At 63.9% G+C, this 24,541-nt stretch carries 22 protein-coding genes; 14 read left to right on the plus strand and 8 right to left on the minus strand.

The window, feature by feature from the left end:
• Positions 1 to 76 precede the first annotated feature (76 nt).
• From FIU89_RS00795 to FIU89_RS00810, 4 genes are read left to right on the plus strand one after another with little or no spacing between them, the layout of a single operon-like run.
• Positions 77 to 1,093, plus strand: a complete 1,017-nt coding sequence (locus tag FIU89_RS00795; RefSeq protein ID WP_152490845.1) for a C4-dicarboxylate TRAP transporter substrate-binding protein — start codon at positions 77 to 79, stop codon at positions 1,091 to 1,093.
• A 58-nt stretch (positions 1,094 to 1,151) separates the two neighbouring features.
• Positions 1,152 to 1,412: a hypothetical protein gene (locus FIU89_RS00800; RefSeq protein WP_152490846.1), complete on the plus strand. Its 261-nt coding sequence runs from the start codon at positions 1,152 to 1,154 to the stop codon at positions 1,410 to 1,412.
• A 3-nt stretch (positions 1,413 to 1,415) separates the two neighbouring features.
• Positions 1,416 to 2,045 carry a TRAP transporter small permease subunit gene (locus FIU89_RS00805; protein WP_152490847.1) on the plus strand — a complete coding sequence of 210 codons (630 nt, stop codon included), beginning with the start codon at positions 1,416 to 1,418 and terminating at the stop codon, positions 2,043 to 2,045.
• Positions 2,045 to 3,442 carry a TRAP transporter large permease gene (locus FIU89_RS00810; RefSeq protein WP_152490848.1) on the plus strand — a complete coding sequence of 466 codons (1,398 nt, stop codon included), beginning with the start codon at positions 2,045 to 2,047 and terminating at the stop codon, positions 3,440 to 3,442. Before FIU89_RS00805 ends, FIU89_RS00810 begins: the two co-directional genes overlap by 1 nt.
• A gap of 184 nt (positions 3,443 to 3,626) precedes the next feature.
• On the opposite strand, the gene FIU89_RS00815 is transcribed toward FIU89_RS00810, so the two are convergent.
• Together FIU89_RS00815 and bhcR are read right to left on the minus strand one after the other, a co-directional pair.
• A complete protein-coding gene (locus FIU89_RS00815) occupies positions 3,627 to 5,810 on the minus strand; it encodes an alpha-ketoacid dehydrogenase subunit alpha/beta (protein WP_152490849.1) in 2,184 nt (727 codons plus the stop codon).
• Between the two features lie 57 nt (positions 5,811 to 5,867).
• Positions 5,868 to 6,710, minus strand: coding sequence for an HTH-type transcriptional regulator BhcR (gene bhcR, locus FIU89_RS00820; RefSeq protein ID WP_152490850.1), 843 nt, complete (start codon positions 6,708 to 6,710; stop codon positions 5,868 to 5,870).
• Positions 6,711 to 6,876: 166 nt separating this feature from the next.
• Here bhcR and bhcA point away from each other — a divergent pair, with 166 nt between their 5' ends.
• The 4 genes from bhcA to bhcD all read left to right on the plus strand — a co-directional run bounded on the left by bhcA (position 6,877) and on the right by bhcD (position 11,348).
• The gene (gene bhcA, locus FIU89_RS00825) at positions 6,877 to 8,067 is read left to right on the plus strand and encodes an L-aspartate--glyoxylate aminotransferase BhcA (protein ID WP_152490851.1); all 1,191 of its coding nucleotides are present in this window, start codon (positions 6,877 to 6,879) and stop codon (positions 8,065 to 8,067) included.
• Positions 8,067 to 9,038 carry a beta-hydroxyaspartate dehydratase BhcB gene (gene bhcB / locus FIU89_RS00830; RefSeq protein ID WP_152490852.1) on the plus strand — a complete coding sequence of 324 codons (972 nt, stop codon included), beginning with the start codon at positions 8,067 to 8,069 and terminating at the stop codon, positions 9,036 to 9,038. Before bhcA ends, bhcB begins: the two co-directional genes overlap by 1 nt.
• 111 nt (positions 9,039 to 9,149) lie before the next feature.
• Positions 9,150 to 10,313, plus strand: a complete 1,164-nt coding sequence (gene bhcC, locus FIU89_RS00835) for a 3-hydroxy-D-aspartate aldolase BhcC (RefSeq protein WP_152490853.1) — start codon at positions 9,150 to 9,152, stop codon at positions 10,311 to 10,313.
• 69 nt (positions 10,314 to 10,382) lie between these two features.
• Positions 10,383 to 11,348, plus strand: a complete 966-nt coding sequence (bhcD, locus tag FIU89_RS00840) for an iminosuccinate reductase BhcD (protein ID WP_152490854.1) — start codon at positions 10,383 to 10,385, stop codon at positions 11,346 to 11,348.
• A gap of 167 nt (positions 11,349 to 11,515) precedes the next feature.
• Here bhcD and FIU89_RS00845 read toward each other — a convergent pair whose 3' ends face one another.
• The 3 genes from FIU89_RS00845 to FIU89_RS00855 all read right to left on the minus strand — a co-directional run bounded on the left by FIU89_RS00845 (position 11,516) and on the right by FIU89_RS00855 (position 14,591).
• The gene (locus FIU89_RS00845) at positions 11,516 to 12,856 is read right to left on the minus strand and encodes a cell wall metabolism sensor histidine kinase WalK (RefSeq protein WP_254701756.1); all 1,341 of its coding nucleotides are present in this window, start codon (positions 12,854 to 12,856) and stop codon (positions 11,516 to 11,518) included.
• Between the two features lie 285 nt (positions 12,857 to 13,141).
• Positions 13,142 to 13,831 carry an acyl-homoserine-lactone synthase gene (locus FIU89_RS00850; RefSeq protein WP_152490856.1) on the minus strand — a complete coding sequence of 230 codons (690 nt, stop codon included), beginning with the start codon at positions 13,829 to 13,831 and terminating at the stop codon, positions 13,142 to 13,144.
• 25 nt (positions 13,832 to 13,856) lie between these two features.
• Entirely contained in the window at positions 13,857 to 14,591 is a 735-nt protein-coding gene (locus FIU89_RS00855) for a class I SAM-dependent methyltransferase (RefSeq protein ID WP_254701757.1), read from the minus strand.
• Positions 14,592 to 15,124: 533 nt separating this feature from the next.
• Between FIU89_RS00855 and FIU89_RS00860 the strand changes: the two genes are divergently transcribed.
• A complete protein-coding gene (locus FIU89_RS00860; protein WP_152490857.1) occupies positions 15,125 to 15,331 on the plus strand; it encodes a hypothetical protein in 207 nt (68 codons plus the stop codon).
• Between the two features lie 94 nt (positions 15,332 to 15,425).
• Positions 15,426 to 16,406 (plus strand): PleD family two-component system response regulator, encoded by a 981-nt coding sequence (locus FIU89_RS00865; RefSeq protein ID WP_172977981.1) that lies wholly within the window; start codon positions 15,426 to 15,428, stop codon positions 16,404 to 16,406.
• 94 nt (positions 16,407 to 16,500) lie between these two features.
• Here the strand turns inward: FIU89_RS00865 and FIU89_RS00870 are convergent, their stop codons facing one another.
• The 3 genes from FIU89_RS00870 to FIU89_RS00880 all read right to left on the minus strand — a co-directional run bounded on the left by FIU89_RS00870 (position 16,501) and on the right by FIU89_RS00880 (position 19,735).
• Positions 16,501 to 18,015 carry a tripartite tricarboxylate transporter permease gene (locus FIU89_RS00870; RefSeq protein WP_152490859.1) on the minus strand — a complete coding sequence of 505 codons (1,515 nt, stop codon included), beginning with the start codon at positions 18,013 to 18,015 and terminating at the stop codon, positions 16,501 to 16,503.
• Positions 18,016 to 18,027: 12 nt separating this feature from the next.
• On the minus strand, positions 18,028 to 18,510 hold the full coding sequence (locus tag FIU89_RS00875) for a tripartite tricarboxylate transporter TctB family protein (RefSeq protein WP_152490860.1): 483 nt from the start codon (positions 18,508 to 18,510) through the stop codon (positions 18,028 to 18,030).
• 241 nt (positions 18,511 to 18,751) lie between these two features.
• Positions 18,752 to 19,735 carry a tripartite tricarboxylate transporter substrate binding protein gene (locus tag FIU89_RS00880; protein WP_152490861.1) on the minus strand — a complete coding sequence of 328 codons (984 nt, stop codon included), beginning with the start codon at positions 19,733 to 19,735 and terminating at the stop codon, positions 18,752 to 18,754.
• Between the two features lie 162 nt (positions 19,736 to 19,897).
• Here FIU89_RS00880 and FIU89_RS00885 point away from each other — a divergent pair, with 162 nt between their 5' ends.
• From FIU89_RS00885 to FIU89_RS00900, 4 genes are all read left to right on the plus strand, one after another.
• Positions 19,898 to 20,569 carry a response regulator transcription factor gene (locus FIU89_RS00885; RefSeq protein ID WP_254701758.1) on the plus strand — a complete coding sequence of 224 codons (672 nt, stop codon included), beginning with the start codon at positions 19,898 to 19,900 and terminating at the stop codon, positions 20,567 to 20,569.
• Complete coding sequence (locus FIU89_RS00890; protein ID WP_152490862.1) at positions 20,559 to 21,950, plus strand: sensor histidine kinase; 1,392 nt, start codon at positions 20,559 to 20,561, stop codon at positions 21,948 to 21,950. Before FIU89_RS00885 ends, FIU89_RS00890 begins: the two co-directional genes overlap by 11 nt.
• Entirely contained in the window at positions 21,947 to 23,035 is a 1,089-nt protein-coding gene (locus FIU89_RS00895) for an ABC transporter substrate-binding protein (RefSeq protein ID WP_254701759.1), read from the plus strand. Before FIU89_RS00890 ends, FIU89_RS00895 begins: the two co-directional genes overlap by 4 nt.
• Before the next feature lie 296 nt (positions 23,036 to 23,331).
• On the plus strand, positions 23,332 to 24,537 hold the full coding sequence (locus tag FIU89_RS00900; protein ID WP_254701760.1) for an efflux RND transporter periplasmic adaptor subunit: 1,206 nt from the start codon (positions 23,332 to 23,334) through the stop codon (positions 24,535 to 24,537).
• Positions 24,538 to 24,541: the final 4 nt, after the last annotated feature.

Consider the following 24,541-nt stretch of genomic DNA (forward strand, 5'->3'; position numbering starts at 1 on the left):
ATCTACCCAAAAATACCCTGTTGCGTCGTGGGTCGAGACACTTAGTATTCTTGCCACAAACAGGGAGAGATAACCAATGAACAAGATGATCGGAGCCGGCGTCACCGCCGCGCTGTCCTTTGCGTTTGCCGGAGAAGCCTTGGCCGTCGAATGGAACGTGTCCGTGTGGGGCAAGCGCCGTGCCTTCACCGAGCATGTCGAGAAGCTGGCCGAGCTGGTCGCGGAAAAGACCGACGGCGAGTTTACCATGAATGTCAGCTATGGCGGGCTGTCGAAGAACAAGGAGAATCTTGACGGGATTTCCATCGGTGCCTTCGAGATGGCCCAGTTCTGTGCCGGCTATCACCCCGACAAGAACCGCGTGATCACCGTGCTGGAGCTGCCGTTCCTGGGTGTCACCAACCTCGATGAAGAGGTCGCCGTGTCCACTGCCGTGTACAACCACCCGGCCGCCGCCGAGGAGATGGCGCAGTGGAATGCCAAGCTGCTGATGACCTCGCCGATGCCGCAATACAACCTTGTCGGCACGGGCGAGCCGCGTGACGAACTGGCCGATTTCGAAGGGATGCGGGTGCGCGCCACCGGCGGCCTTGGCGAGGCGTTCAAGGCGGTGGGGGCGGTGCCCACCTCGGTGACCGCGACCGAAGCCTACCAGGCGATGGAATCGGGCGTCGTCGACACGGTGTCGTTCGCGCAGCACGCGCATCTGAGCTTTGGCACGATCAACCAGGCGGACTGGTGGACGGCCAACCTGAACCCCGGCACGGTGAATTGCCCGGTGGTGGTGAACATCGACGCCTATGAAGGGCTGAGCGACGAACACCGCGAGGCGCTGGACAGCTCGGTGCCAGAGGCGCTGGACCACTACCTGGCCAATTATGCCGAGCTTCTGAAGCGCTGGGACAGCGTTCTGGAGGAAAAGGGCGTCGAGAAAGTGATGATCGACGACAGCGTGAAGGAAGAGTTCAAGGCGCAGGCCGCGGACCCTGCGCGCGAAGCCTGGATCGAGGAAATGGAAGCGCAGGGCCTGCCGGGCCAGGAGCTGTATGACCTCGTGCAGAGCACGCTGGAAGAGCAACGCGCGTCGAACTGAGCGCGGCTGGCCGTCCGGGGGCCGACCCCGGACGGCTTTTCTATAAAGGGTGCCGAGCATGGTCGTAGAAGTGAATCAACAGCCGCTGATCATTCTTCTGAAGGTCACTGACCCGGACGGTCAGAAGATCCATTCCGAGGAATATCGCATCCCGGCCACCGCCTATGCGCCGCCGATCCCGGATGTGGGGCAGTCGTGGAACCTGTGGGTCGACGGCAAGAACTGGCCCTGCATCGTGCTGAAGAAGACGGTGACCACCAGCTTTGGCGGCAAGGGGCTGGGCACCACCCTGAGCATCGCCGTGGAACGGACAGAGTAGCGCATGGCGGGGGCTTCGACCGTCCTGAGCGACAGCAGCCTGCTGAGCCGACTGGACCGCGCGCTGCTGCCGGTGGAGCGGTTCATGGCGTTGTTGAGCGGGATTGCTGCATTTTCCCTCATGTTTCTGGCAGCTTACTCGGTAGGTGGGCGCAAGTTCTTCGACGCGCCGCTGGCGGGATACGTGGATTACATCGAGGTGTTGATGCCGCTGATCGCGATCATGGGCATCTCATACGTGCAGCGCGAGGGCGGGCATATTCGCATGGATATCCTGATCGGGAACCTGCACGGTCGCCTGCTTTGGCTGCTGGAGTTCATCACGGTTCTGCTGGTGCTGGTTCTGATGATCGCGCTGGTCTGGGGGGCCTGGGCGCATTTCGACAGGTCCTTCGATTGTGCAAGGCCCTTGTGTTCGCGCGACAGCACGATCGATATCGGCCTGCCGGTATGGCCTGCGAAACTGGTCGTCCCGGTCGCGTTCGGCGTGCTGGTGCTGCGCCTGATTCTGCAGGCGGTGGGATATGCGCGTGCCTTTGCGCTTGGCCTCGAGCGGCCCGTGGCGGTGCCGCTGACGCTGTCGGTGGCCGAGCAGGCCGCGCTTGAAGCCGAACAACTGGAAGGGCGCGACTGATGGATCCGATCACCATCGGGCTGTGGACCACCGGATTCATGCTGGTAATGGTGGTCATCGGGATGCGCGTGGCCTTTGCGGCGGGGCTTGCGGGCTTTGTCGGGCTGATCGTCATCTTCTGGTCCAAGAAGGATTTCGGCGGCGAGGATTTCTGGTGGGCGTTGACGGTGGCGGTCAAGACCGCGGGGCAGGTGCCGCATTCCAAGGTGTCGGCGAACGCACTTTCCCTGATCCCGACCTTCATACTGATCGGGTACCTGGCCTATTACGCGGGCCTGACACGCGCCTTGTTCGAGGCCGCCAAGCGGTGGATCGCCTGGGTGCCCGGGGGCCTGGCCGTGTCGACGGTTTTCGCCACTGCCGGTTTTGCGGCGGTGTCGGGGGCGTCGGTGGCCACGGCGGCGGTGTTTGCCCGTATAGCTATCCCCGAAATGCTTAAGATTGGGTATAACAAACAGTTCGCTGCTGGCGTGGTGGCCGCCGGGGGCACGCTGGCGAGCCTGATTCCACCCTCGGCCATCCTGGTGATCTATGCGATCATCGTGGAGCAGGACGTGGGCAAACTGCTGCTTGCGGGGTTCATCCCCGGCGCGTTCTCGGCGCTGGTCTATGCGGCGTTGATCATCGGGATCGCGCTGATCTTCAAGTCCGTGGGGCCGCCGGTGGGCGGGTTCACCTGGCGCGAGAAATTCGCCTCCTTGCCCTCTGCGCTGCCGATCGTGGCGGTGGTCGTGATCATCATCTTCTTCGTCTACAACCCCTTTGGCGATGCCTGGGGCACGCCCACCGAAGGCGGCGCGGTGGGGGCGTTCATCGTGTTCCTGATGGCGCTGTGGCGCGGCATGCGGCTGCGCGAGTTGAAATCGGCGCTGATCGAGACCGCGAAGCTGACGGTGATGATCTTCACCATCATCTGGGGCGTGCTGATTTACGTGCGATTCCTGGGGTTTGCGGACCTGCCGGGGGCGTTTGCCGACTGGATCACGTCGCTGACCGTGTCGCCGATGCTGATCCTGATCTGCATCCTGCTGGCCTATGCCGTGCTGGGCATGTTCATGGACGCGATCGGAATGCTGCTCTTGACGTTGCCGGTGGTCTATCCGGCGGTCATGGCGCTGAACGGGGGCGAGTTCGTCAGCGTCGAGGACAGCGCCTTCGGCATGTCGGGCGAGATGTGCGCGATCTGGTTCGGGATCCTCGTGGTCAAGATGGCGGAGTTCTGTCTGATCACGCCGCCCATCGGTCTGAACTGCTTCGTGGTGGCCGGGGTGCGCCCGGACCTGAGTGTGCAGGACGTGTTCAAGGGGGTGATGCCGTTCTTCATCGCCGATGCGGTGACGATCGGGCTGCTGGTGGCGTTTCCGATCATCGTGCTGTGGCTGCCGGGGTTGGCGTAGCCCTGCGAATCACTTGGTTAATCAGGGGTTTGGCCGGAAAAACCCGTGTCGGTATCGCGTCGGTATCCGGGTGGTATTCCGACGGTGCGATTTTTTCCGGCCTCCGGCGTTAACGGATCGGGCGTTGCGCCCCGCGGCTCGCGTGGCGATTTGAGTATTTTTGGCAAGAAAAAGCCGGGGTGGTCTAATCGCGGCAGAGGCTGCGCGCGGTGGCGAGGATCGTGTCGGCGCTTGGCATCGTGGCGGCGTAGGCCGGGCCGGTGGCGATGAAGCTGTCGGTGGCGGTGAGGCGGCTGTGGGGGATGTCGGTGTGCTCGGTGAAGAGCGCCATCAGCGCCTCGGCCACGCCGCCGGAGTGGCGGGTCTCGTCCACGATCAGGATGCGCTTGCAGCCCGCCACAGCGTCCAGCAGGGCCGGGCCGGGAAGCGGCGAGAGCCAGCGCAGGTCGATGACGCGGGTCTTGATCCCGTCGGTGTCGAGCTGGGCCTGCGCCTGGCGCGAGAGGTGGTGGCCGTTGCCGAAGGTGACGATGGCCAGATCGGTGCCGTCGCCATGCTGGCCGACCTGGCCGAGGGGAATGGTCTCGGACGGGTCGGGATAGGGGGTGAGCCAGGCGTTGTCGCCGGGTTCCGCGAGGTCGCGCATGGGGTAGAGGGCGATGGGTTCGAGGAAGACGACGAGGCGCTGTTCCTCGCGCGCGAGACGGACGCATTCGCGGAGCATACGCGCGGCGTCGGCGCCGGTGGAGGGGCAGGCGAGGATCAGGCCGGGGATGTCGCGCAGGACGGCGATGGAATTGTCGTTGTGGAAGTGCCCGCCGAAGCCTTTCTGGTACCCCAGCCCCGCGATGCGGAGGACCATGGGGTTGGTGTATTGGCCGTTGGAGAAGAAGGGCAGGGTGGCGGCCTCGCCGCGCAACTGGTCCTCGGCGTTGTGGAGATAGGCGAGGAACTGGATTTCGGGGATCGGCAGAATGCCGTTATGGGCCATGCCGATGCCGATGCCGAGGATCGAGGTTTCGTCGAGCAGGCTGTCGATCACGCGGGCGGGGCCGAAGCGGGCTTGCAGCTTTTGCGTGACGCCGTAGACGCCGCCCTTGCGGCCCACATCCTCGCCCATGCATATGATTTCGGGGTGGGTGAGCATGAGGTCGGTGAGCGCCCAGTTGATGTGGCGCGACAGGATCTGCGGCTCGTCCATCGCCTTGAGGTCGGGGCCGAAGGCTGCCGCGCGGGCCTCGGGCGTGGGGCCGTTGGTGGAGGCGCATGTCCGCTTGGGCGGGATGAGGGAGGCCATGACGTCCTTGGCCGTTTGCAGGCGGGGGCGGGTGGCGGCGGTATCGCAGGTCTTTTCGACCTCGGCGCAGGTGTCGGTGTAGAGGGTGCGGGCGTCCTGCGGGGTCAGGATGCCGGCGCTTTGCAGCAGGCGGACGGAGTGCAGGAGGGGGTCGTTGGCCTCGTCGGCCTCGACCTCGGATTTGGGCAGGTAGGTGGTGGGCACGTCGGCGCCGGCATGACCGTAGAGGCGCACGGTGCGGATATGCAGGAAGACCGGCTGGCGGTGTGTGCGGGCGTGGTGAGCGGCGCGCTGGGCCGTGGCGTAGGTGTCGTAGATATCCAGCCCGTCGCAGGCCACGTAGGTCAGGCCCGGGTGATGGGCGAAATTGGCGGCGATCCAGCCCTTGGGGGTCTTGACCGAGATGCCGATGCCGTTGTCCTCGCATACGAAAAGCATTGGCAGGGGCACGTTCTGGTAGGCGGTCCAGGCGGCGGTGTTGAAGGCGGCCTGGGCGCTGGCGTGATTGGCCGATGCGTCGCCGAAACTGGCCATGACGATGCTGTCGCGGGGCAGTTGTTCATGTTCGGGCGCGTGACGGCGGGCGAGGCCGAGGGAGTAGGCGGTGCCGACGGCCTTGGGCAGGTGGCTGGCGATGGTGGAGGTCTGGGGCGGGATGTTGAGCGCCTTTGACCCCAGCACCTTGTGACGGCCGCCGCTGATGGGATCCTCGGAGGAGCAGGCGAAGGAGAGGGCCATGTCCATTGTGATGTCCTGATGGCCCACCTGCAGGGCGCGGGCGATCTGGAAGGCGGCGTCGCGGTAATGCAGGAAGGCCATGTCGGTGGGGCGCAGGGCGGCGGCGACGGCGGCGAGCCCCTCGTGTCCCGAGGAGCCGATCGTATAGTACCCTTGGCCGGCTTTCTGCATGACGCGGGCCTGGGCGTCGAGCGCGCGGGAGAGGCATTGCGCACGGAAGATCAGGCGGGCGGTGTCGGCGTCGAGCGGGCCCGATGGGTCGCGGCCCGGGGGCAGGTCTCCCGAAGCGGTGCGGGACAGGAAATTATCGTGCACGATCCGGGCGCGGTCCATGGGCTGACTCCTTCTTGTGAGGGAAGGCGTAGTCAAGCCGCTGCGGAAAGGGAAGCGTCAGGTGCCGGGATCGTGGCGGGCGACGCCGCCGATGGCCGTGGTGAGGTCGGTCGCGGCCTGCATCACGGCGGCGCTGAGCCGGTCGATGTCGCCGGTGCCGACGCGGCTGGTGGGGCCGGAGACGGAGATGCCGGCGACGGGCTCGTTGTTGAAGTCGAAGACCGGGGCGGCGATGCAGCGCATCCCGATGTTTTTTTCCTCGCCGTCGATGGCATAGCCGCGTGACCGGGTGAGGGCGAGTTCGGTGCGCAGGTCGTTCGCGTCGGTGATGGAATGTTCGGTATAGGCGGTGAGGGGCTGATTGGTCAGCAGGCGGGTCAGACGGGCATCGTCCATTTCGGCCATCAGCGCCTTGCCGATGCCCGAGGCGTGCATCTGCGAGAGCGTGCCGGGGGGGAAGAAAGCGCGGATGCTGGCATGGGTCTCGACCTGGCTGACGAAAAGGACCTGGCCGGATGTCTCGATACCGAGGTTGGCGGTTTCGCCGGTCACTTCCATCAGGCGGCGCAGCACGGGGCGGGCGCGTTCGACCAGCGTGGTGCGGCGCAGGAAGCGGGCACCGATGATGAAGGCCTGCGGGCCGATATGCCAGGCCTGTTCCTCGGGGTCGAATTCCACCAGCCCGCGCGTCTCCAGCGTGACGAGCACACGGTAGAGGGTGGCCGGCGACTGGTCCATCTCGGTGGCGAGTTCCGAGAGCGCCTTGCCCTGGTGTTGGCTGACGTAATCGAGCACCTCCATAGCGCGGTCGAGGGATTTGATGGTGTTCTGGTCGGTCTTGTCGTCCCAGCCGCGGGGGCGGCCACGGGCGCGTCGGGAGGAGGGATTCGGGGTGGCCATCGCGTGCCTCAAACATTTTTGAAATATTACTTCACGTTATGAAAAATATAAGAGTCTGACAAGTCTAAATAAAATCAGCCTGTCGAAAAATGAAAAACGATTTCAAAAAAATTTTCAAGCGAGCACCGGATCTGTACACAAGGGGTGAGTTTTGGAGGAGAGATCCATGAGTTTTCAGAATCCGGTGTTCATTCCCGGCCCGACCAACATTCCCGAAAACCTGCGCAAGGCGTGCGACATGCCGACGATCGACCACCGCTCGGCGCTGTTCGGGGACATCCTGCATCCCGCGCGCGCAGGCGTTCAAAAGGTCCTGAAGTCGAAGAATGCGGAAGTGTTCATCTTTCCGTCGACCGGCACGGGCGGCTGGGAAACGGCGCTGACCAACACGCTGTCGCCGGGCGACAAGGTTCTGGTGGCGCGCAACGGCATGTTCAGCCATCGCTGGATCGACATGTGCGAACGGCACGGGCTGGACCTGATCATTGACGAGACGCCTTGGGGCGAGGGCATTTCCGCCGCGCGCTATGGCGAGATCCTGGAGGCCGACAAGGGCCGCGAGATCAAGGCGGTGCTGGCCACGCATAACGAGACGGCGACCGGCGTGAAGTCGGACATCGAGGCGATCCGCAAGGCGATGGACGCCGCCGGGCACCCCGCGATGCTGTTCGTCGACGGCGTCAGCTCGATCGGGTCGATGGATTTCCGCATGGACGAGTGGGGCGTGGACGTGGCCGTGACCGGCTCGCAGAAAGGGTTCATGCTGCCCGTGGGGCTGGCCATCGTGGGGTTCAGCGAAAAGGCGATGGAGGCGACGAAGAGCGCCGGACTGCACCGTACGTTCTTTGACGTGCACGACATGCTGAAGGGCTATGCCAACAGCGCCTATCCCTACACCCCCGCCGCCGGGCTGATGAATGGGTTGAAAGTGTCCTGCGACATGCTGCTGGACGAGGGGCTGGAGGCGGTCTTTGCCCGTCATACCCGGATCGCCGACGGTGTCAGGGCGGCGGCGCAGGCGTGGGGATTGCCGCTGTGTGCCAAGACGCCCGAGGTTTACTCGGATACGGTAAGTGCTATCTCAACGCCCGATGGGTTCAACGCGACCGACATCGTGACTCATGCCGCCGATGTCTATGGCATGGCGTTCGGCGTGGGGCTGGGTGAGGTGGCCGGCAAGGTGTTCCGGATCGGCCACCTTGGCAGCCTGACCGACGCGATGATGATCTCGGGCCTTGGCGTGGCCGAGATGTGCATGGTCGACCTGGGCCTCGACATAGAACTGGGTTCGGGCGTGGCCGCGGCACAGGACGTGTGGCGCAAGCGCCCGGCCTTGGCAAAGAAGGATGCCGCGTGATGAAAGACGGAGCGGAGATGTATATCCCCACATACCAGGACATGCTGGACGCGCACGAGCGGATCAAGCCGCATATCAACCGGACGCCGGTGTTGCAGTCGGCCTATCTGAACGAACTGACCGGGGCGGAGCTGTTCTTCAAGTGCGAGAACTTTCAGGAGCCGGGGGCGTTCAAGGTCCGTGGCGGATCGAACGCCGTGTTCGGCCTGAGCGACGAGCAGGCGGAAAAGGGCGTGGCGACGCATTCGTCCGGCAACCACGCGCTGTGCCTGAGCTATGCGGCGGGGCGGCGGGGCATCCCGTGCAACGTGGTGATGCCGCACACGGCGCCGCAAGCCAAGAAGGATGCGGTGCGGCGCTATGGCGGGACGATCACGGAATGCGAGCCGTCCACCAGCAGCCGCGAGGCGGTGTTCGCCGAGGTGCAGGAAAAGACCGGCGGGGAGTTCGTGCATCCCTACAACGACCCGCGCGTGATCGCCGGGCAAGGGACCTGTTCGAAAGAGTTCATGGAGCAGGTCGATGGCCTCGAGATGATGGTCGCGCCCATTGGGGGCGGCGGCATGGTTTCGGGCACCTGCCTGACGCTGTCGAACCTGGCCCCCGAGGTGAAGATCATCGCGGCCGAGCCGGAGCAGGCGGACGACGCTTATCGCAGCTTCAAGGCGGGGCATATCATCGCCGATGACGCGCCGGATACCATCGCGGACGGGCTGAAAGTGCCGCTGAAGGACCTGACCTGGCATTTCGTGTCGAACCACGTGAGCGAGATGTATACCGCGAGCGAGGAAGAGATCGTCGACGCGATGAAGATCACGTGGAAATACCTGCGGATCGTGATGGAGCCCAGCTGTGCCGTGCCGCTGGCGGTGATCCTGAAGAACAAGGACGCCTTCAAGGGCAAGCGCGTGGGTGTGATCGTGACCGGCGGGAACGTGGACCTCGACAAGCTGCCGTGGATGACTTCGTGATCCCTTTGCACCCGGTTGCGGTTTCCGATAGGAAACTTACGTAGACGATATGAGCCGGCAGGGCGGCGTGGCCCTGCGTGACAAAGACATTCATGGATAGGGAGAGATCCGATGAAAGACATGAGCAATCTCGACGATTTCGAAGTGGGCTTCGACATTCCGGCCAAGCCGGGCATGGACGAATCCGAGATTCAGACGCCCTGCCTGGTGCTGGACCTCGACGCGCTGGAGCGCAACATCAAGAAGATGGGCGATTATGCCAAGGAACACGGGATGCGCCACCGCACCCACGGCAAGATGCACAAGTCCGTGGACGTGCAGAAGCTGCAGGAGCAACTGGGCGGCGCGTGCGGCGTCTGCTGTCAGAAAGTATCCGAGGCCGAGGTGTTCGCCCGTGGCGGCATCAAGGACATTCTGGTGTCGAACCAGGTGCGTGACCCGGCCAAGATCGAACGGCTGGCCAAGCTGCCCAAGCTGGGCGCGCGGACGATCTGCTGCGTCGATGATTTGGCCAATGTGGCCGACCTGTCGGCGGCGGCGCAGAAGCATGGCACCGAGATCGAGTGCTTGGTCGAGATCGACTGTGGCGCGGGCCGCTGCGGTGTGACCACGACGCCAGAAGTGGTGGAGATTGCCAAGGCGATCGACGCGGCGCCGGGGCTGAAATTCACCGGCATCCAGGCCTACCAGGGCGCGATGCAGCACATGGACGATTACAACGACCGCAAGGAAAAGATCGACATCGCCGTGGCGATGGTGAAGGACGCGGTCGACACGCTGAAGGCCGAAGGGCTGGACTGCGACATCGTCGGCGGTGGCGGCACCGGGTCGTATTACTTCGAGTCCAATTCGGGCGTGTATAACGAGCTGCAATGCGGGTCGTATGCGTTCATGGACGCCGATTACGGCCGCATCCTGGACAAGGACGGCAAGCGGATCGACCAGGGCGAGTGGGAGAACGCGTTCTTCATCCTGACCTCGGTCATGTCCCACGCCAAGGCGGACAAGGCGATCGTCGACGCGGGCCTGAAGGCGCAGTCGGTCGACAGTGGTCTGCCGGTGATCTTTGGTCGGGACGACGTGGAATACATCAAGTGCTCGGACGAGCATGGCGTGGTGAAGGACCCCGGCGGCGCGCTGAAGGTCAACGACAAGCTGAAGCTGGTGCCGGGCCACTGCGACCCCACCGCCAACGTGCATGACTGGTATGTCGGCGTGCGCGGCGGCAAGGTGGAGACCGTCTGGCCGGTGTCGGCCCGCGGCCACGCATACTGAACCCATTCTTCCTGTGGACTGTCGGGGTTGGCATTTCGCTGACCCCGCTTTTTTGAAAGGCCCCCAAACATGATCATTGTTCCCGAGCGCGAGATTGCAGACCTTATGACGCGGGAGGCGGCGTTCGAGGCCGTCGAGAAGGTGTTTGCCGCGATGGCGGCGGGTGATGCGTATAACTTTCCTGTTGTCCGCGAGGCGATTGGGCACGAGGATGCGCTTTACGGCTTCAAGGGCGGGTTCGACAAGGCGGGCTTGACGCTGGGGCTGAAGGCCGGGGGCTACTGGCCCAACAACCTGGAGAAGCGGGACATCATCAACCACCAGTCGACGGTGTTCCTGTTCGATCCCGATACCGGCAAGGCCAAGGCGATGGTGGGCGGCAACCTGTTGACGGCGCTGCGCACCGCCGCGGCCTCTTCGGTGTCGATCAAGCACCTGGCGCGCAAGGACGCCAAGGTGATCGGCATGGTTGGCGCGGGCCATCAGGCAACGTTCCAGCTGCGCGCGGCGCTGGAGCAGCGGGAGTTCGAGAAGGTGATCGGCTGGAACTATCACCCCGAGATGCTGCCCAATATCGAGAAGGTCGCGAAAGAGGCCGGCGTGGCCTTCGAGGCGGTCGAGTTGGAGGGCATGACGGAGGCGGACGTGATCATCTCGATCACCTCGTCTTTTGACGCGACGCTGATGGCCGATCATGTGGCCGCGGGCTGTCACGTGGCCTGCATGGGTACGGACACCAAGGGCAAGCAGGAGGTCGAGGCGGCGCTGTTGCAAAAGGCGACGGTGTTCACCGACGAGGTGGCGCAGTCGATCAGCATCGGCGAGGCGCAGCACGCGGTGGGCGAGGGCCTGATCACCGAAGGCGACGTGCACCAGATCGGCGCGGTGATCAACGGCACCCATCCGGGGCGGACGAGCGATGACGAGATCACGCTGTTCGACGGCACCGGCGTGGGCTTGCAGGACCTGGCCGTGGCGGCGAGTGTCGTGGATCTGGCCGTGGAGCAAGGCCGCGCCATCGAAGTGGATTTCTGAGGCGCACGCGCCAATGCATGAGACTGAAGGAAGGCGCGGAGGTTGCTCTGCGCCTTTTCTTATGGGGGGTGTCCCTTGCCGGCCCCTGGCCGAACGAGGTCAGGCGGCAACCTTGGACGACGCCGGACCCGCAGGACGGCGCTTGAGCCTGCCGAAGCGGGAAAAGTCTAGGCGACTTCGGAGACGTTGCCGGAGATCCCGTCGGTGTCGTCCGCGTCTTCAAGCCGGTCGAAGTCCACGTAAAACGTCGATCCGACGCCAAGGGCGCTGACATATCCGATGCGCGCGTCGTGGTGTTCGACGATCTGCTTGGTGATGTTGAGGCCGAGGCCGGTGCCGCCGACCTTGCGCACGTCGGAGGAGTCGATCTGGCTGAACTTGCCGAATACGCGCTCCTCGGCGTTTTCGGGGATGCCGGTGCCCTTGTCCTCGACCGAGATGCGGACGCGGCTTGCGACGTTTTCGACACGCACCTTTACGGCGCCATTCTCCTTGGAGAACTTCAGGGCATTGGACAGAAGATTGTTCATCACCTGGATCAGCCGTTTCTGGTCGCCCATGATGTAGCATTCGCCCTTGCAGCTTTGCATCTCGAGGCTGATCCCGAGCATGCTGGCATAGCCCGAGATGGAGTCGACGGCCTCGCGGGCGAGGTCGTTCGCGCAGATCGGCTGCAGGTTGAAGCGGATTTCGCCGGCTTCGATCTTTTGCAGGTCGAGCAGATCGTCGATCAGGTTGGCCAGCCGGCGGCTGTTCTTGGTGGCTATCTCGATGACGGGTTTGAAGTTCTGGGGAATGTCTCCCAGAACGCCGTTGTTCACCAGTTCGAGCGAGCCGATGATCGAGGTGAGCGGTGTGCGCAATTCGTGGCTGACCGTGGAGAGGAACTGGGATTTCACCTCCAGCGCCGCCTTGGTGCGGTCGTGCTCTTCCTCCATCAGTTTCATCTGTTTCAGGCGTTCCTGGTAGCCGCGATAGAATTTCGCGGAGATGTCGGCGATGAAAAACAGCACGAACATGATCGTGAAGAACTGGAGCCAGATCGGGGATGTGATCGGCGGCGCGTACCGCACGACGTCTAGGAACGCGATGAAGAGAAACGTGATGCCATAGATCGACAGGCGCAGGATCAGGATGCCGAACATCTGGCTGTTGTGCATCGCCGCGAAGAGTGACGCCGAGAATAGGAAGAACAGCGAGGTGAACTGGCCCCCCGTGGTTTGCTGGACGGCGATGTTGGCTATGAAGACGCTGATCGCCAGGGCGCTGACGGTGGTGTTGATGGCGATGGCTGTCAGGAGTTTCCGACCGAGAACCGGGTCCTTGCCATCCCAGGTCTTGGCACGTGCGCCGAGGATCTGGTCGAGGATCTCGGTCAGGACGACGATGCCGTAGCACGCGAAGATCGAGACCGGATCGAAATAGAACGCGGCTAGGAAGGCCGCCGTGAAGAAGCTGGTCTGCCTCTGCCAGATCAGCTCGTTGGCCAGGGTCAAATAGTCCTTCATCCGCTGTTCGCGGCCTTGCGAGGAGAACCAGTCTGTCGGCGAGGACCAAGTCCTTAGTAGCGTTCGCATGATTGCCTCTGTCGCAACACGGATTGTTTCGACCTACAGGCCCTATTTGTTTAAATTCTGCCCTTAATCGGGCAGAAAGCGGTATTTCGTCGAACAATCCAAGGCAGACCGGATCGGACGCGTTTTCTTTTAATGCAGTTCACACGTTAAAAAGAACGCGGGCCAGGCCCCGGGGCCTGCGCAGCCTGCGGTTCGCCGGGGCGGCGAAAGGTCAGGTCATGCTGCCTCGGAGCTGCCCGATTTGGACGCCGCGTAGACGCCGGAGAGCGACGGGAACTGGATGTTCGCGTGCGGAATATCCTCGATCGGGCCGAAGACCGGCGTGCGGGCCAGGACCTTTTCCCGCTGCTCTTTGAAATTGGCCGTCAGGAGCTGTATCGGCTTGGCCAGGCCGGGATAGCTGCGCGGCTCGAGCGCGGGTTCGTAGCCCAGGTAGCGACGGTAGAACGCCGTGTGTTCGGCGCGCACCGGGGCCAGGGCCAGGTCGACGTCGTAGAAGATCGACGCGAGAAACGGAATCCGCAACGTCAGGAAGTTCAGCGGGATGCGTTGCCGGCGTGCCGATGACGAGATCACGAAGCGGGTCGGGTCGAGGATGGTTCTTTCCTGCTTGAGCTCGTCCAGAAGTTCCGGAAAGACCTCGAGGGTCGGTGATTTCCAGCACAGTTTCGACAGCAGGTGAAGCCGGACCGCCGCCAGCATCGTGCCGTCGATCCTGACCGCGACATGCACGCAGTTCTCGGTTTCGTCGAACGCGTCCGACATCCTCTTGTCCGCCCTTGCGGACACGGTGTTTTCGGCGCGGTAACACGTGTATCTCAGGCGATAGAGCTCTTCGAGATCGTCGTCGTCCGTGAGAACGGAGTAACGCGCCGGCTTGAGCGCCTCGATGACTTGCTCGTACATGGGCTTTCCTTAAATGCTGCGGTTTTCAGGGCGCGGCGCGGCACACCAGAAGGTCGCTGTAGTCGCGATAGACGGATCGTTGGTCGAGGATCTCGAAGCCTGCGGCCGTGACGGCCGACGCAATCTCTGCCGGGGTGTGCGTCCAGTAGGTGCCGTTCATCTGGGCCTTGAAGATCGCCTGGTTCTGCTTGGCGATCTGCCGGGCCTGCCAGAATATTTCCAGCGTCCGAATGAGCCCGTGTTCCTTCTTGAGCGTGGTGAACAGGTACCGGCGCCAGTCCTGCACATCCATCGGACGGCCGAGATCGACGAGAAAGAGCAACCCGCCCGGACGCAGCATCCGGCGGATGTCGACCAGCCGTTGCCGCGGGTCCGGCATGGCATAGAGCGAATGCACGCTGATGACGAGATCGGCCTTTTCCGGCGCCTCGGCGCTTTCCAGGCCGACATTCTGGTAGGTGACGTTCTTGCGGGCGGCCAGTTTCGCCCGGGCGGCCTGCATCATGCCGGGATCGGGTTCCACCAGGCAGATGCGGCTGCCGGGGCAGAGGCGCGCCGCAATATCGGTATAGTTTCCGGTTCCTCCCCCCACGTCGTAGATGATCCCTGGCGTCTCGATTCCGGACAGGAAGTCCTCGAAATCCCGCATCAGGGCCTTATACTCTGGGTTGTGCTTTGACAGCAGGTCGTAGGCCGCTGCGTAAGCGCTCCAGTCGGCATTCGATCCAGGGTCGGGACGCTTGACTTCACCATAGTTCACAACTGACCTGTCCTTCCGAATATGCTTGAGAGGGTGAGCGCACGGCCTCCAAGCTTTTTGCGGAAACAATCGCAAACCAATAATTACATTAGTAAATTGTTAATATGTCAGCGCGATATTGCAACCCATAAGCGCAACAGCGGGTTGAATTAGTTCATATTGTTTCCATTTCAGGTTAATCCTGAGGCAGATCAGCCACATCAGCCGGTCGCTGTTGGCGGACAGGGTCAACGCGCGTGGCACGGTCGGTCGCTGCTTTGCGGCGCTTTCCGACGATCATCATCCTATAGGTGTATTTTACGGCCCGTTGGGCATCGCCCCGGCGCGGACCTTCGCGCCCATGGCGTCACGCTGGCGCAACGGCGGCCGGCGTTTTAGCCCTAGTCCGATGCGCCAACGGCCGAGTGTGGCAGGTATATGGCGGAGACGCCGGGCTTGCAGGAGAAATGTCCCGGTTCTGACAAAAAACAACCCGATTCGTCGGCGAAACCCCCTGCCATGACGCGCTGAGGTGCGAGAATCGTGGAGATGTCATGCTGGTTTCGCTAAATTTTGATGGTTCAGTCGATCTGGACCTGGTTGCGCATTTCCTTGGCATTGCCACGCATGACAACATCAATGCTGCCCCTTCACGGCCTGCGACCGCCCGCACGGCGTCGTACAGCCCGCTGGATATCGCGCCCCGGCCAGCCGCGGCGGTCCTGGGGGAGCAAAAACACCTTAAAGTTGTCTTAATTTAGCCGATTTTCATCCGCTTACTGACTGTCAAGTGGTAATACGCGCAACCGAAAGCAACAGGACCCGAAACCGCTTGGCCTGTTGGGAGCGATGAAAATGCATCTACTTGCTGTAGACGACGAACCGACAATCCTGGAGCTGCTTCAGCTGATCATCCAGACGCTAGGGGATCACACCGTGATCACCGCGACCTCTGCCGCAGAGGCGCTGGAGCTGTTGGACAATCCGGAGACCCCGGCGATAGATTGTTTCCTGGTCGACATCCAGATGCCGGATACCGACGGGGTGGCGCTGTGCCAGACCCTGCGGTCGAAGCCCGAGTATCAGCTGACGCCGATCCTGATGCTGACCGCGATGACCGACAAGTCGTATATCGACCGGGCCTTCGCGGCAGGCGCCAGCGACTATATCACCAAGCCGTTCGATATCGACAACCTGCGCGGCCGCATCCAGCTGATCGGCGACATGTCCAAGACCAGCCGGCAGGCCGTCATCAGCGCCAAGCCCAGGAACGAGGCTATCCCGGAGGAGTCGACCACGCTGGCCCTGCACGAACCGATTTTCGTCCAGGACGTGGACGGGTGCATCACGTATCTCGCGATGGAGAACTACGTGTCGCTGATGTCGAGGAAAAAGCTGTTTGGCTCCTCCATCATCGGGTTCACCATCCGCAACATCGAAGAGCTGCACCGGACATCCACGCGGTACGAATACGAGTGCATCGTGACCGATGTGGCCGAGGCGATCTCGATCGCGCTGGAAGAGTTCGGAGCGCTGATATCCTATGCCGGGAACGGCACGTACCTGTGCGTTCTGGAGTGCGGATCGCAACTGAAGCCGGATACGCTGGCGGATCAGGTGAACCTGATCATGCGCAGCATGGACCTGTATTCCAACGACGGTTCGCCGATCAACGCGTTCGTGTCGGCCGGGGAGCAGGTCCGCCTGGTGTGGAAGTCCGGCCAGAGCGCGGTGGATGCCCTGGCGCAGGCGCATGAAAGCGCGGAGCGCGCAAGCGGTCGCCATGCGCGCAACCTCGAAGACTTCTGGTACGACAAGCACAGCATGAACATCTAACGCGCGTCGGCCGGCACCGGCGGAGGCCGGAACCGGCAACGGGCAATGCTTCGGGATGCGGCAGGGCGATGAAAATCATCGCCCTGACCGTTTGTCAGTCGCCTTCGGCCACGCCCTTGGCGCGGGCCGCCGCGCGCCGCGCGCGGTAGCTGGGGAGGATCACCAGGAGCGCGGCGAGCACCAGGAGCGCCAGCGTCATCGGGCGTTCGATGATGAATCCCATGCCGTCGTAGAGCTGCATCGAGCGGGCGAAGTTGTCCTCCATCATCCGGCCGAGGATGAACCCGATCAGCAGCGGCGCCAGCGGATAGTCGGCGAATTTCAGCGCCGTGGCGCAGATGCCGAAACCTACGAGGATCAGCAACTCGGTCGCGTTGTTCTGGCCGATATAGGCCCCCATCAGGGTGAAGAACAAGATGAACGGGATCAGGTAGTTGCGCGGAATGCTCAGCACCTTGGCGATGTAGGGGATCAGCGGCAGGTTCAGAACCAGCAGCACCAGGTTGCCGATGAACATCGACATGATTACCGCCCAGAACACCTGTGGCTCGTCCACCATCAGGCGCGGGCCGGGCGTGACGTTGAGCGCGATCAGCGCGCCCAGCAGGATCGCCGTGGTGCCGGACCCCGGAATGCCCAGCGTCAGCAGCGGCACGAAAGACCCGGTGCAGGCCGCGTTGTTGGCCGTTTCCGGTGCGGCGAGGCCTTTGACCGATCCCCTGCCGAACTCGTACTGTTCCTCCTTGGTGGCGAGGTTGCGCTCGACCGCGTAGCCCAGGAAGCTGGCGATGGTGGCGCCGGCACCGGGAAGCACGCCGATGAAGAAGCCCTGCAGCGACTGGCGCCCGATGACGGGCGCGATGGCGCGCCCTTCCTTGCGGGAGATGCGCAGGTTTTCGATCTTGCCGCCGCCGTCGCCGCCCATGTCCTTTTTCTTGAGCACGAGAAACAGCGCCTCGGGCAGGGCGAACATGGCCATGGCCAGCGTGATGAAGCCGAAGCCCGACTGCAAGTCCATCAGCCCCATGGTGAAGCGCGGCATGTTGAAGAGCGCCCCTTCGCCCACGGTTGCCATGATCAGGCCGACCAGAGTCATCAACACCGCCTTGGCCACCTGGCCCGTGCCGGCAAAGGCGGCGATGGCCGACAGGCCCACGACCATCAGCGCGAAATACTCTGCCGAGTGGAACAGCAGCGCCACGGACGACAGCGCGGGGGCGAAGATCATCAGCAGGATCGCCCCGATCGTGCCGCCGGCAAAGCTGGAGATCGCGGCGATGGTCAGCGCCTTGCCCGCCTTGCCCTGGCGCGCCATCGGATAACCGTCGAAACTGCTGGCCACGGTGCCTGCGACCCCCGGCGCGTTGAGCAGGATCGACGAGGTCGAGCCGCCGAAGATCGCGCCGTAATAGACGCCGGCCAGCAGGATCAGCGCGGCCGAGGGGTCGCCCATGGAAATGGCGACCGGGATCATGATGGCGATGATCGACATCGGGCCCAGGCCGGGCAACATGCCGATGAATGTGCCGATCAGACAGCCTGCGATGACCATCAGCAGGTTCTGGATCGAAAGGGCCGTTTGCAGGCCGATAAGAAGTCCTTCGAGCATCGGTCAGCCTCCTTACATGAAATAGGGCAGCGGGCTGAGGAAAATCCCCAGAACCCGGTCGACGAGGTACCAGACGATGCCGGTGGCAAAGACCGCGACGGGGATCAGGATGTGGAGCTTGCGTTCGCCCAGCACGATGCCGCCAATCGACAGGAAGCCGACCGTCGACAGCAGGAACCCGGCGGGCCGCAGGAAGATCGCGTAGGCCACCATCAGGCCCAGCAATGTCAGTGCCTGGAAGATGTGGTAATCGCCGAGGCGCCGGTAATCGATCTCGGGCTTGGCGGACCTTTCGGGCGGCGCTTCGAACCCCAGCACGATCACCAGTGAGGTGAAGATTGCCAGGACCGACAGGACCTTGGGAAAGGTCGACGGCCAGATGGGATTGCGCTGCATGAAGGGCGGCAGGAGGTCGTCCATGGTGAAAAACGCGGCATAGGCATAGACCGATGCTACGCACAGGATGACGAAGGCGATCCAGCGATCGAGGGCCATGTCATGTCTCCTTGGGTTGGTTGGTGTTGCTGCCGGAAGGCCCGGATCCGGGACCGCCGTCATGGGCGGTTGCCCGGGACACGTCCGGCACTGCGAAAGACGGGGTGTCGAGGGTCGAGGTGTCGCGGGCGGCGCAGGTCGGATCCGTGCGGACGGGGGACCTTGCGGTTTTTCCGCGTTCCGGGCGCCATTGGCCCGGAGACGCGCGAGGGGACGGTCCCCTCGCGCAGACCCGTCGAGATTAGAGGAAGCCCAGCTTTTTCATCAGGTCACCGATCTGCTTTTCCTGGTTTTCCAGGAAGGTCTGGAAGTCGTCACCCGAGTTGTGGATGTTGACCCAGCCGTTGCGCGCGCGCACGGTTTCCCATTCCTCGGTGTCGTACATCCTGGAAAGGGCTTCCTGGTATTGCGCCAGCTTTTCCTCGGGCAGCCCCGGGGCGCCGAAGAAACCGCGCCAGTTGACGAAGGTGGTGTCGATGCCCTGTTCCTTCATCGTGGGAGCGCTGTCATAGGCCGGAACGCGTTCGTCCGAGGTCACGCCGATGATCTTGACCTCGCCGGCCTCTGCCAGCGCCACGGCCTCGGAGAAGCCGGTCGACAGGGCCGCGATTTCGCCCGAGAGCAGCGCCGCCATGGCCTTGCCGCCCGCGTCGTAGGGAATGTACTTCATCTGAAGCGGGTCTTGGCCGGCCGCTTCCATCGTCATCGCGGCCACCAGGTGATCCATGCTGCCCGGTACGGACCCGCCGCCGATGGCGGTGGCGTTGGGGTCGTCCGCGAACCTGGTGACCAGGTCTTCCATGGTGTCGATGTCGCTGTCGGCGTGGACCACGAGGGCCGCGTAGTCGCCGATGGTGCCCGCGACCAGCGTCAGGTCGCGGAAGCTTTGCGGGAAGACGCCGGTGAGCGACCGGATGATGATCGGGGTCGAGTTGACCATCAGCGTGTCGTGGTTGCTCTCGGCATTCTCGATCAGGTAGTTGAGCGCCTTGCCGCCGCCGCCGCCTGACAGGTTTTCGTAGGACGCGGTGCCGACCAGGCCGGACTTCGTCAGGGCCTCGCCCGTGCCGCGTGCCGTGCTGTCCCATCCGCCACCGGCGCCGCCGGGGATCAGGAAGTGCACGCTGTCAAGCACCTGGGTGTCGTCGGCGAGGGTCGGTCCGGTGAATGCAAAGGCGGCCGCCGCCGCCAGCGCCATGCGCCGGGTCATATTTAGTGTCAGCATTATCTCCTCCATTCATGCTGTTATTTTCTCGATGCCCTCCTTGCTACCGTCTCAACCTGTCGTGAAGCTGTCATGCCGGACCCATGGGCGCGGGGGGCGTCAGACGACTGGAATTTCTTTCAGAATTGGCGGATGCTGGGGCAGGGAGGTACAATAGCGGATATGCGTCTGCTTCTGGTGGAAGATACCGCTGACGTGGCGGATGCCATTGTCGCGAGCTTTGCGAATCGCGGCGATGCGGTCGATCACGCAGGGTCGGTCGAAGAGGCCGCGGACGTATTGGCGGTGCAGGATTACGACGTCATCATCCTTGATATCGGCCTTCCCGACGGGTTGGGCACGGATATTCTTGCAAACCTTCGGGATCGGGGCAAACCGACGCCGGTGCTGATGCTGACCGCGCGCTCGGACATCGAGGACCGGGTCGCCGCGCTCGACAAGGGGGCGGATGATTACCTGATAAAGCCCTTCGACCTGCGCGAGTTGCACGCCCGCGTCCGGTCGATGTTCCGACGGCAGGACATGGACCGCTCAGGGCGGATCGAGTTCGGGGATATCACCTTCGATCCGGCGGGCCTGACCGTGGAGGTCAAGGGCAGCCCGGTTTCGCTGGCCCGGCGCGAGTTCAACGTGCTGGAGATCCTGCTGGCGAACCGCGAACGCGTGGTGACGAAGGATACGCTGCTGGAACGTCTTTATTCCTTCAACAGCGAAGAGGTCAGCCCGAACGCCGTCGAACTTTACGTCGGGCGGTTGCGCAAGAAGCTGTGCGACAGCCGGATCACGATAAAGACGCTGCGGGGGCTTGGCTACCAGATGGTCGATGGAGAGTAGGGCGCGGAGCGGAACGCGGCTGACCGGGTCCCTGAGCTTTCGGCTCGGTGTGGCGCTGGCGGTGGTGCTGGCCATCGGCGGCGTGGCGGTGTCGCTGGCGGCCTATGCCTATGGCCGAAGCGCGGCGCAGAACTCGTATGACAGGCTGCTGGTCGGGGCGGCCAACCAGATTGCCGGGTCGCTGAGGCTGCGTGGCGGCGAGATCATGGTCGATATCCCGGTCTCGGCCTTCGATCTGCTGTCGCTCGCGCCGAGGGACCGCGTGGTCTATGCCGTGTTCGATGACCGGGGGCAGCTGATCACGGGGTATGACGCCGTGGACCCTCCGGACGGGGACGACGAGTTTTTCGGCGGCAGCTTTGCCGGCGAGCCGGTGCGCTACGCGCATGTCAGGCGGCTGATCTCGGAGCGGTCGTTCCTGGGCGCGGTGGACGTCGTGGTCGGCCAGACCATCGAGGCGCGCCGGGACCTGGCGCAGCAGGTCACGCGAAACGCGCTGGTGGTTGTGGCGGCGGTCGGCCTGGTGATCTCGGGGCTTGCCTTCCTGGCGGTGAACTCTGCCCTGCGCCCGTTGCGCCGGCTGGAGCGCGATGTCGCGGCACGTTCCAGTCGCGACCTGACGCCGGTGGATGTCGAGGTGCCGCAGGAGATTGGCAGCCTGGTGGCGGCCCTGAACCGCTTTATCGGGCGGATCGACCGTCAGTTGCGGATCATGCGCACGTTGATTGCCGACGCCTCGCACCAGTTGCGGACCCCGATCGCGGCGCTTCGGGCGCAGGCCGAGCTTGCGCGAGAGGCGCCGGATGCCGAAGAAATGAGGCGTATCGTCGAGAGGATCCATGATCGGTCGCGCAACCTGAGCCAGTTGACCGACCAGCTTTTGAACCACGCGATGATCATTCACCGTGCGGACAGTGTCGAACTGACGTCGGTGGATCTGCGGGTGGTGGCCAGCGAGGCCGTCGCGCAGTTCGATCAGACGCTGACAGGCGCCGCACTCGAAGTGCGGATGGACCTGCCCGAGGAGCCGATGATCTGCGACGGCGACGCCTTGTCGTTGGTGGAGGCCTGCAAGAACCTGATCAACAATGCCGTCGCCTATGGCAAGCCGCCGATCACCGTCTTCGTGCAAGATGCCGGCGCGACGTTCCGACTTGGAGTGCGCGACCGGGGCGACGGGATGGCCGAGGAGATGTGGGCGGATGCAGGCTCGCGCTTTGCGAAACGGTCCGGCGTGTCCTCGACCAGTGCCGGGCTGGGGCTGTCGATCGTCAGTGCCGTGGCGCAGGCGCATCGCGGCCGGATGAAGATCCGGCGCCCCGCCGACGACCGTTTCGAGGTTTTCGTGGAGCTTCCGAAAGTCAGCGAGGTGGAGGCATGAAGGCGATCGGCCTGATGTTCGCGATGATGCTGGCCGGTGCGGCGGTGGCCCAGCCGGCGCCCGAAGCCGTGAAATCCTATGGCCCGTACGATGCCGGGCGCCGATTGTTGGTGCGCGGCACGACCGACATCGCCCGGTTCGAGACGGTGATGGATCTTTTCGCGTCCCGCCGCGGCGATACGCGTATCGATTACGAGCAATGGGGGTCGAACGACCTGTTTCAGGTGACCGTGGCGGATTGCCGGCAGGGCGTCGAGGCCGCCGACATGGTGATCAGTTCGGCCGTCGACCTGCAGTTCAAGCTGGCCAATGACGGATGCGCCAGGGCGCATCGGTCGGCTGCGACGGCGCGTCTGCCGCAGGTCGCCAACTGGCGTGACGAGGTGTTCGGCATCACCCGCGAACTTGCGGTGATCGTCTATAACAGGCGCCTGATCGACGATGCGGAGGTGCCGCGGTCCCGGTTCGACCTGATCGACCTTTTGCGGCCCGATGACAGCCGGTTTCGCGGGCGGGTCGCCACCTACGATATCGAAGCCTCGGGGCTGGGGTATCTTTTCGCCTTTGCGGATGCGCAACAGGCCACGACGTTCGGCAGCCTGATCGAAGCCTTCGGGCGCAGCGGGGCGGTGGCCACCTGCTGTTCGGCCGAGATCATCGACGGGGTGGCCGATGGCACCTACCTGATCGCCTATAACGTCCTTGGCTCCTATGCCCTGGCGCGGGCCGAGCAGAACCCGGACATCGTCGCCGTGGCACCGGACGATTACACGTTGGTACTGGCCCGCGCCGCGTTGATCCCCCGCCTGGCCGCCGAGCCGGACCTGGCGGGCGCGTTCCTGGATTTCCTGCTGTCCGAGGCCGGGCGGTCGGCGCTGAGATCGGCGCAGCTGATCGTGAGTACCGAGGAGGGAGGACCCGAGTACCTGCGCCTGCCGGAGACCGCGGAAACGAGTTTCCGGCCCATTGCATTGACGCCGTCCCTGCTGGTCGGGCTCGACCGGCACAAGCGGCGGGATTTCATCGCTCTCTGGCGGTCGACCTTTCCCAATGGAGGGGGCGCCGCCGAGGTGACGCCGGAATGACCGCGACCGCCGCGGCGAAGATCGCCCCGGTCGCCCGCTGGCGCGGCGCGTGATTCCGGCGGCCAGGCTTTGTGGCAGGGGCGGCTGAGGGCCGGGACGGTCATGATCACGAGGGGGGCGGCGCGGGAGGGTGGCGGTGGTGGCTGGAGTGCTCAAACCTTTGGGCCATCCTGCGATGCGGTGCGGTCGCGTGACAGGCATTTGCGGTTTGCTATGGATAAACTGAACGGAAGGGTTTACGAAGCGGGCCTAGTTAAGACATCGCGGTAAACATCCGCAATCGGGGGTCGAAACGCATGATGAACCGCTCCATCCTAGCCATCGCAACCGTCGTTCTGGGCCTGACCGTGTCAAGCCTGTTCGCCGGACGCGCCCTATCGCAGCAGGCACAGGACCCGGTGCCGGTCGTGGTTGTCACCTTGCAGGCGAAGACGGTGACGCTGACCTCGACGCTTCCGGGGCGGGTGGCCGCATCGGCGGAAGCGGAGGTGCGTCCGCAGGTCAACGGGATCATCACGGAACGGCTGTTCCGGGAAGGCGCATTTGTCGAGGCCGGCGACGCGCTTTATCGCATCGATTCCGCCACTTACTCCGCCGCGGTCGAACAGGCGCAGGCGGCGGTGACGCAGGCGCGGGTGCAGCTGGACGCGGCGGAGGTCGAGGCCGAACGGCTCGTGGAGCTGCGCGAGCGCAACGTGACGAGCGAACGGGCCTTCGACGAGGCAAAGGCGGTTCGGGACACCGCCGCGGCAGCGGTGGAGGTGGCCGAGGCGCAGTTGCGCTCGGCGGAGATCGAGCTGGAACGCACCACGATCAAGGCCCGCCTTTCGGGCGAGATCGGCTTGGCGCGGACCAGCCCCGGCGCGCTGGTGACGGCCAGCCAGGCCGAGCCGCTTGCCGTGATCCGGGAGATCGACCCGGTCTACGTGGACGTGACCCAATCGGCTGCCGACCTGCTGCGGTGGACGCGCGGACAGACCGAGGACCAGTTGACCAACGCCGATACGACGGTGCGGCTGACGCTGGCGGACGGGTCGGAATATGACGAGACCGGCACGATCACCGCCGCGGAGCCGAACGTGGATCCGCAGACCGGCGTGGTGGTGCTGCGCCTGCAGTTCGACAACCCCGACCGGCTGCTCTTGCCGGGGATGTACGTTCAGGTCGAGATGCCTGTCGGTACCGCCGAGGACGTGCTGCTGGTGCCGCAGGAAGCTGTTCAGCGCGACCGGCGCGGGCGCCCGTTTACATGGGTTGTGACGGCCGAGAATGTGGTCGAGGAGCGCCAGGTGAGCATCCTTCAGGACCGCGGTGCCGACTGGGTGGTCAACGGCGGCCTGCAGGACGGCGACCGCGTGGTCGTCGCCGGGTTCCAGAAGACCGGCGTCGGTGCCACCGTGGCCCCCGAGGAACGCCCGGCCCCCGAGGCCGAGGCGACCGGCGACGCAACCGGCGACGCAACCGAAGAGCCTGCCGAGGCGGGCGAGAAGACATCCCCATAAGGAT

This window comes from Roseovarius sp. THAF27, from assembly GCF_009363655.1.
Taxonomy (GTDB): domain Bacteria; phylum Pseudomonadota; class Alphaproteobacteria; order Rhodobacterales; family Rhodobacteraceae; genus Roseovarius.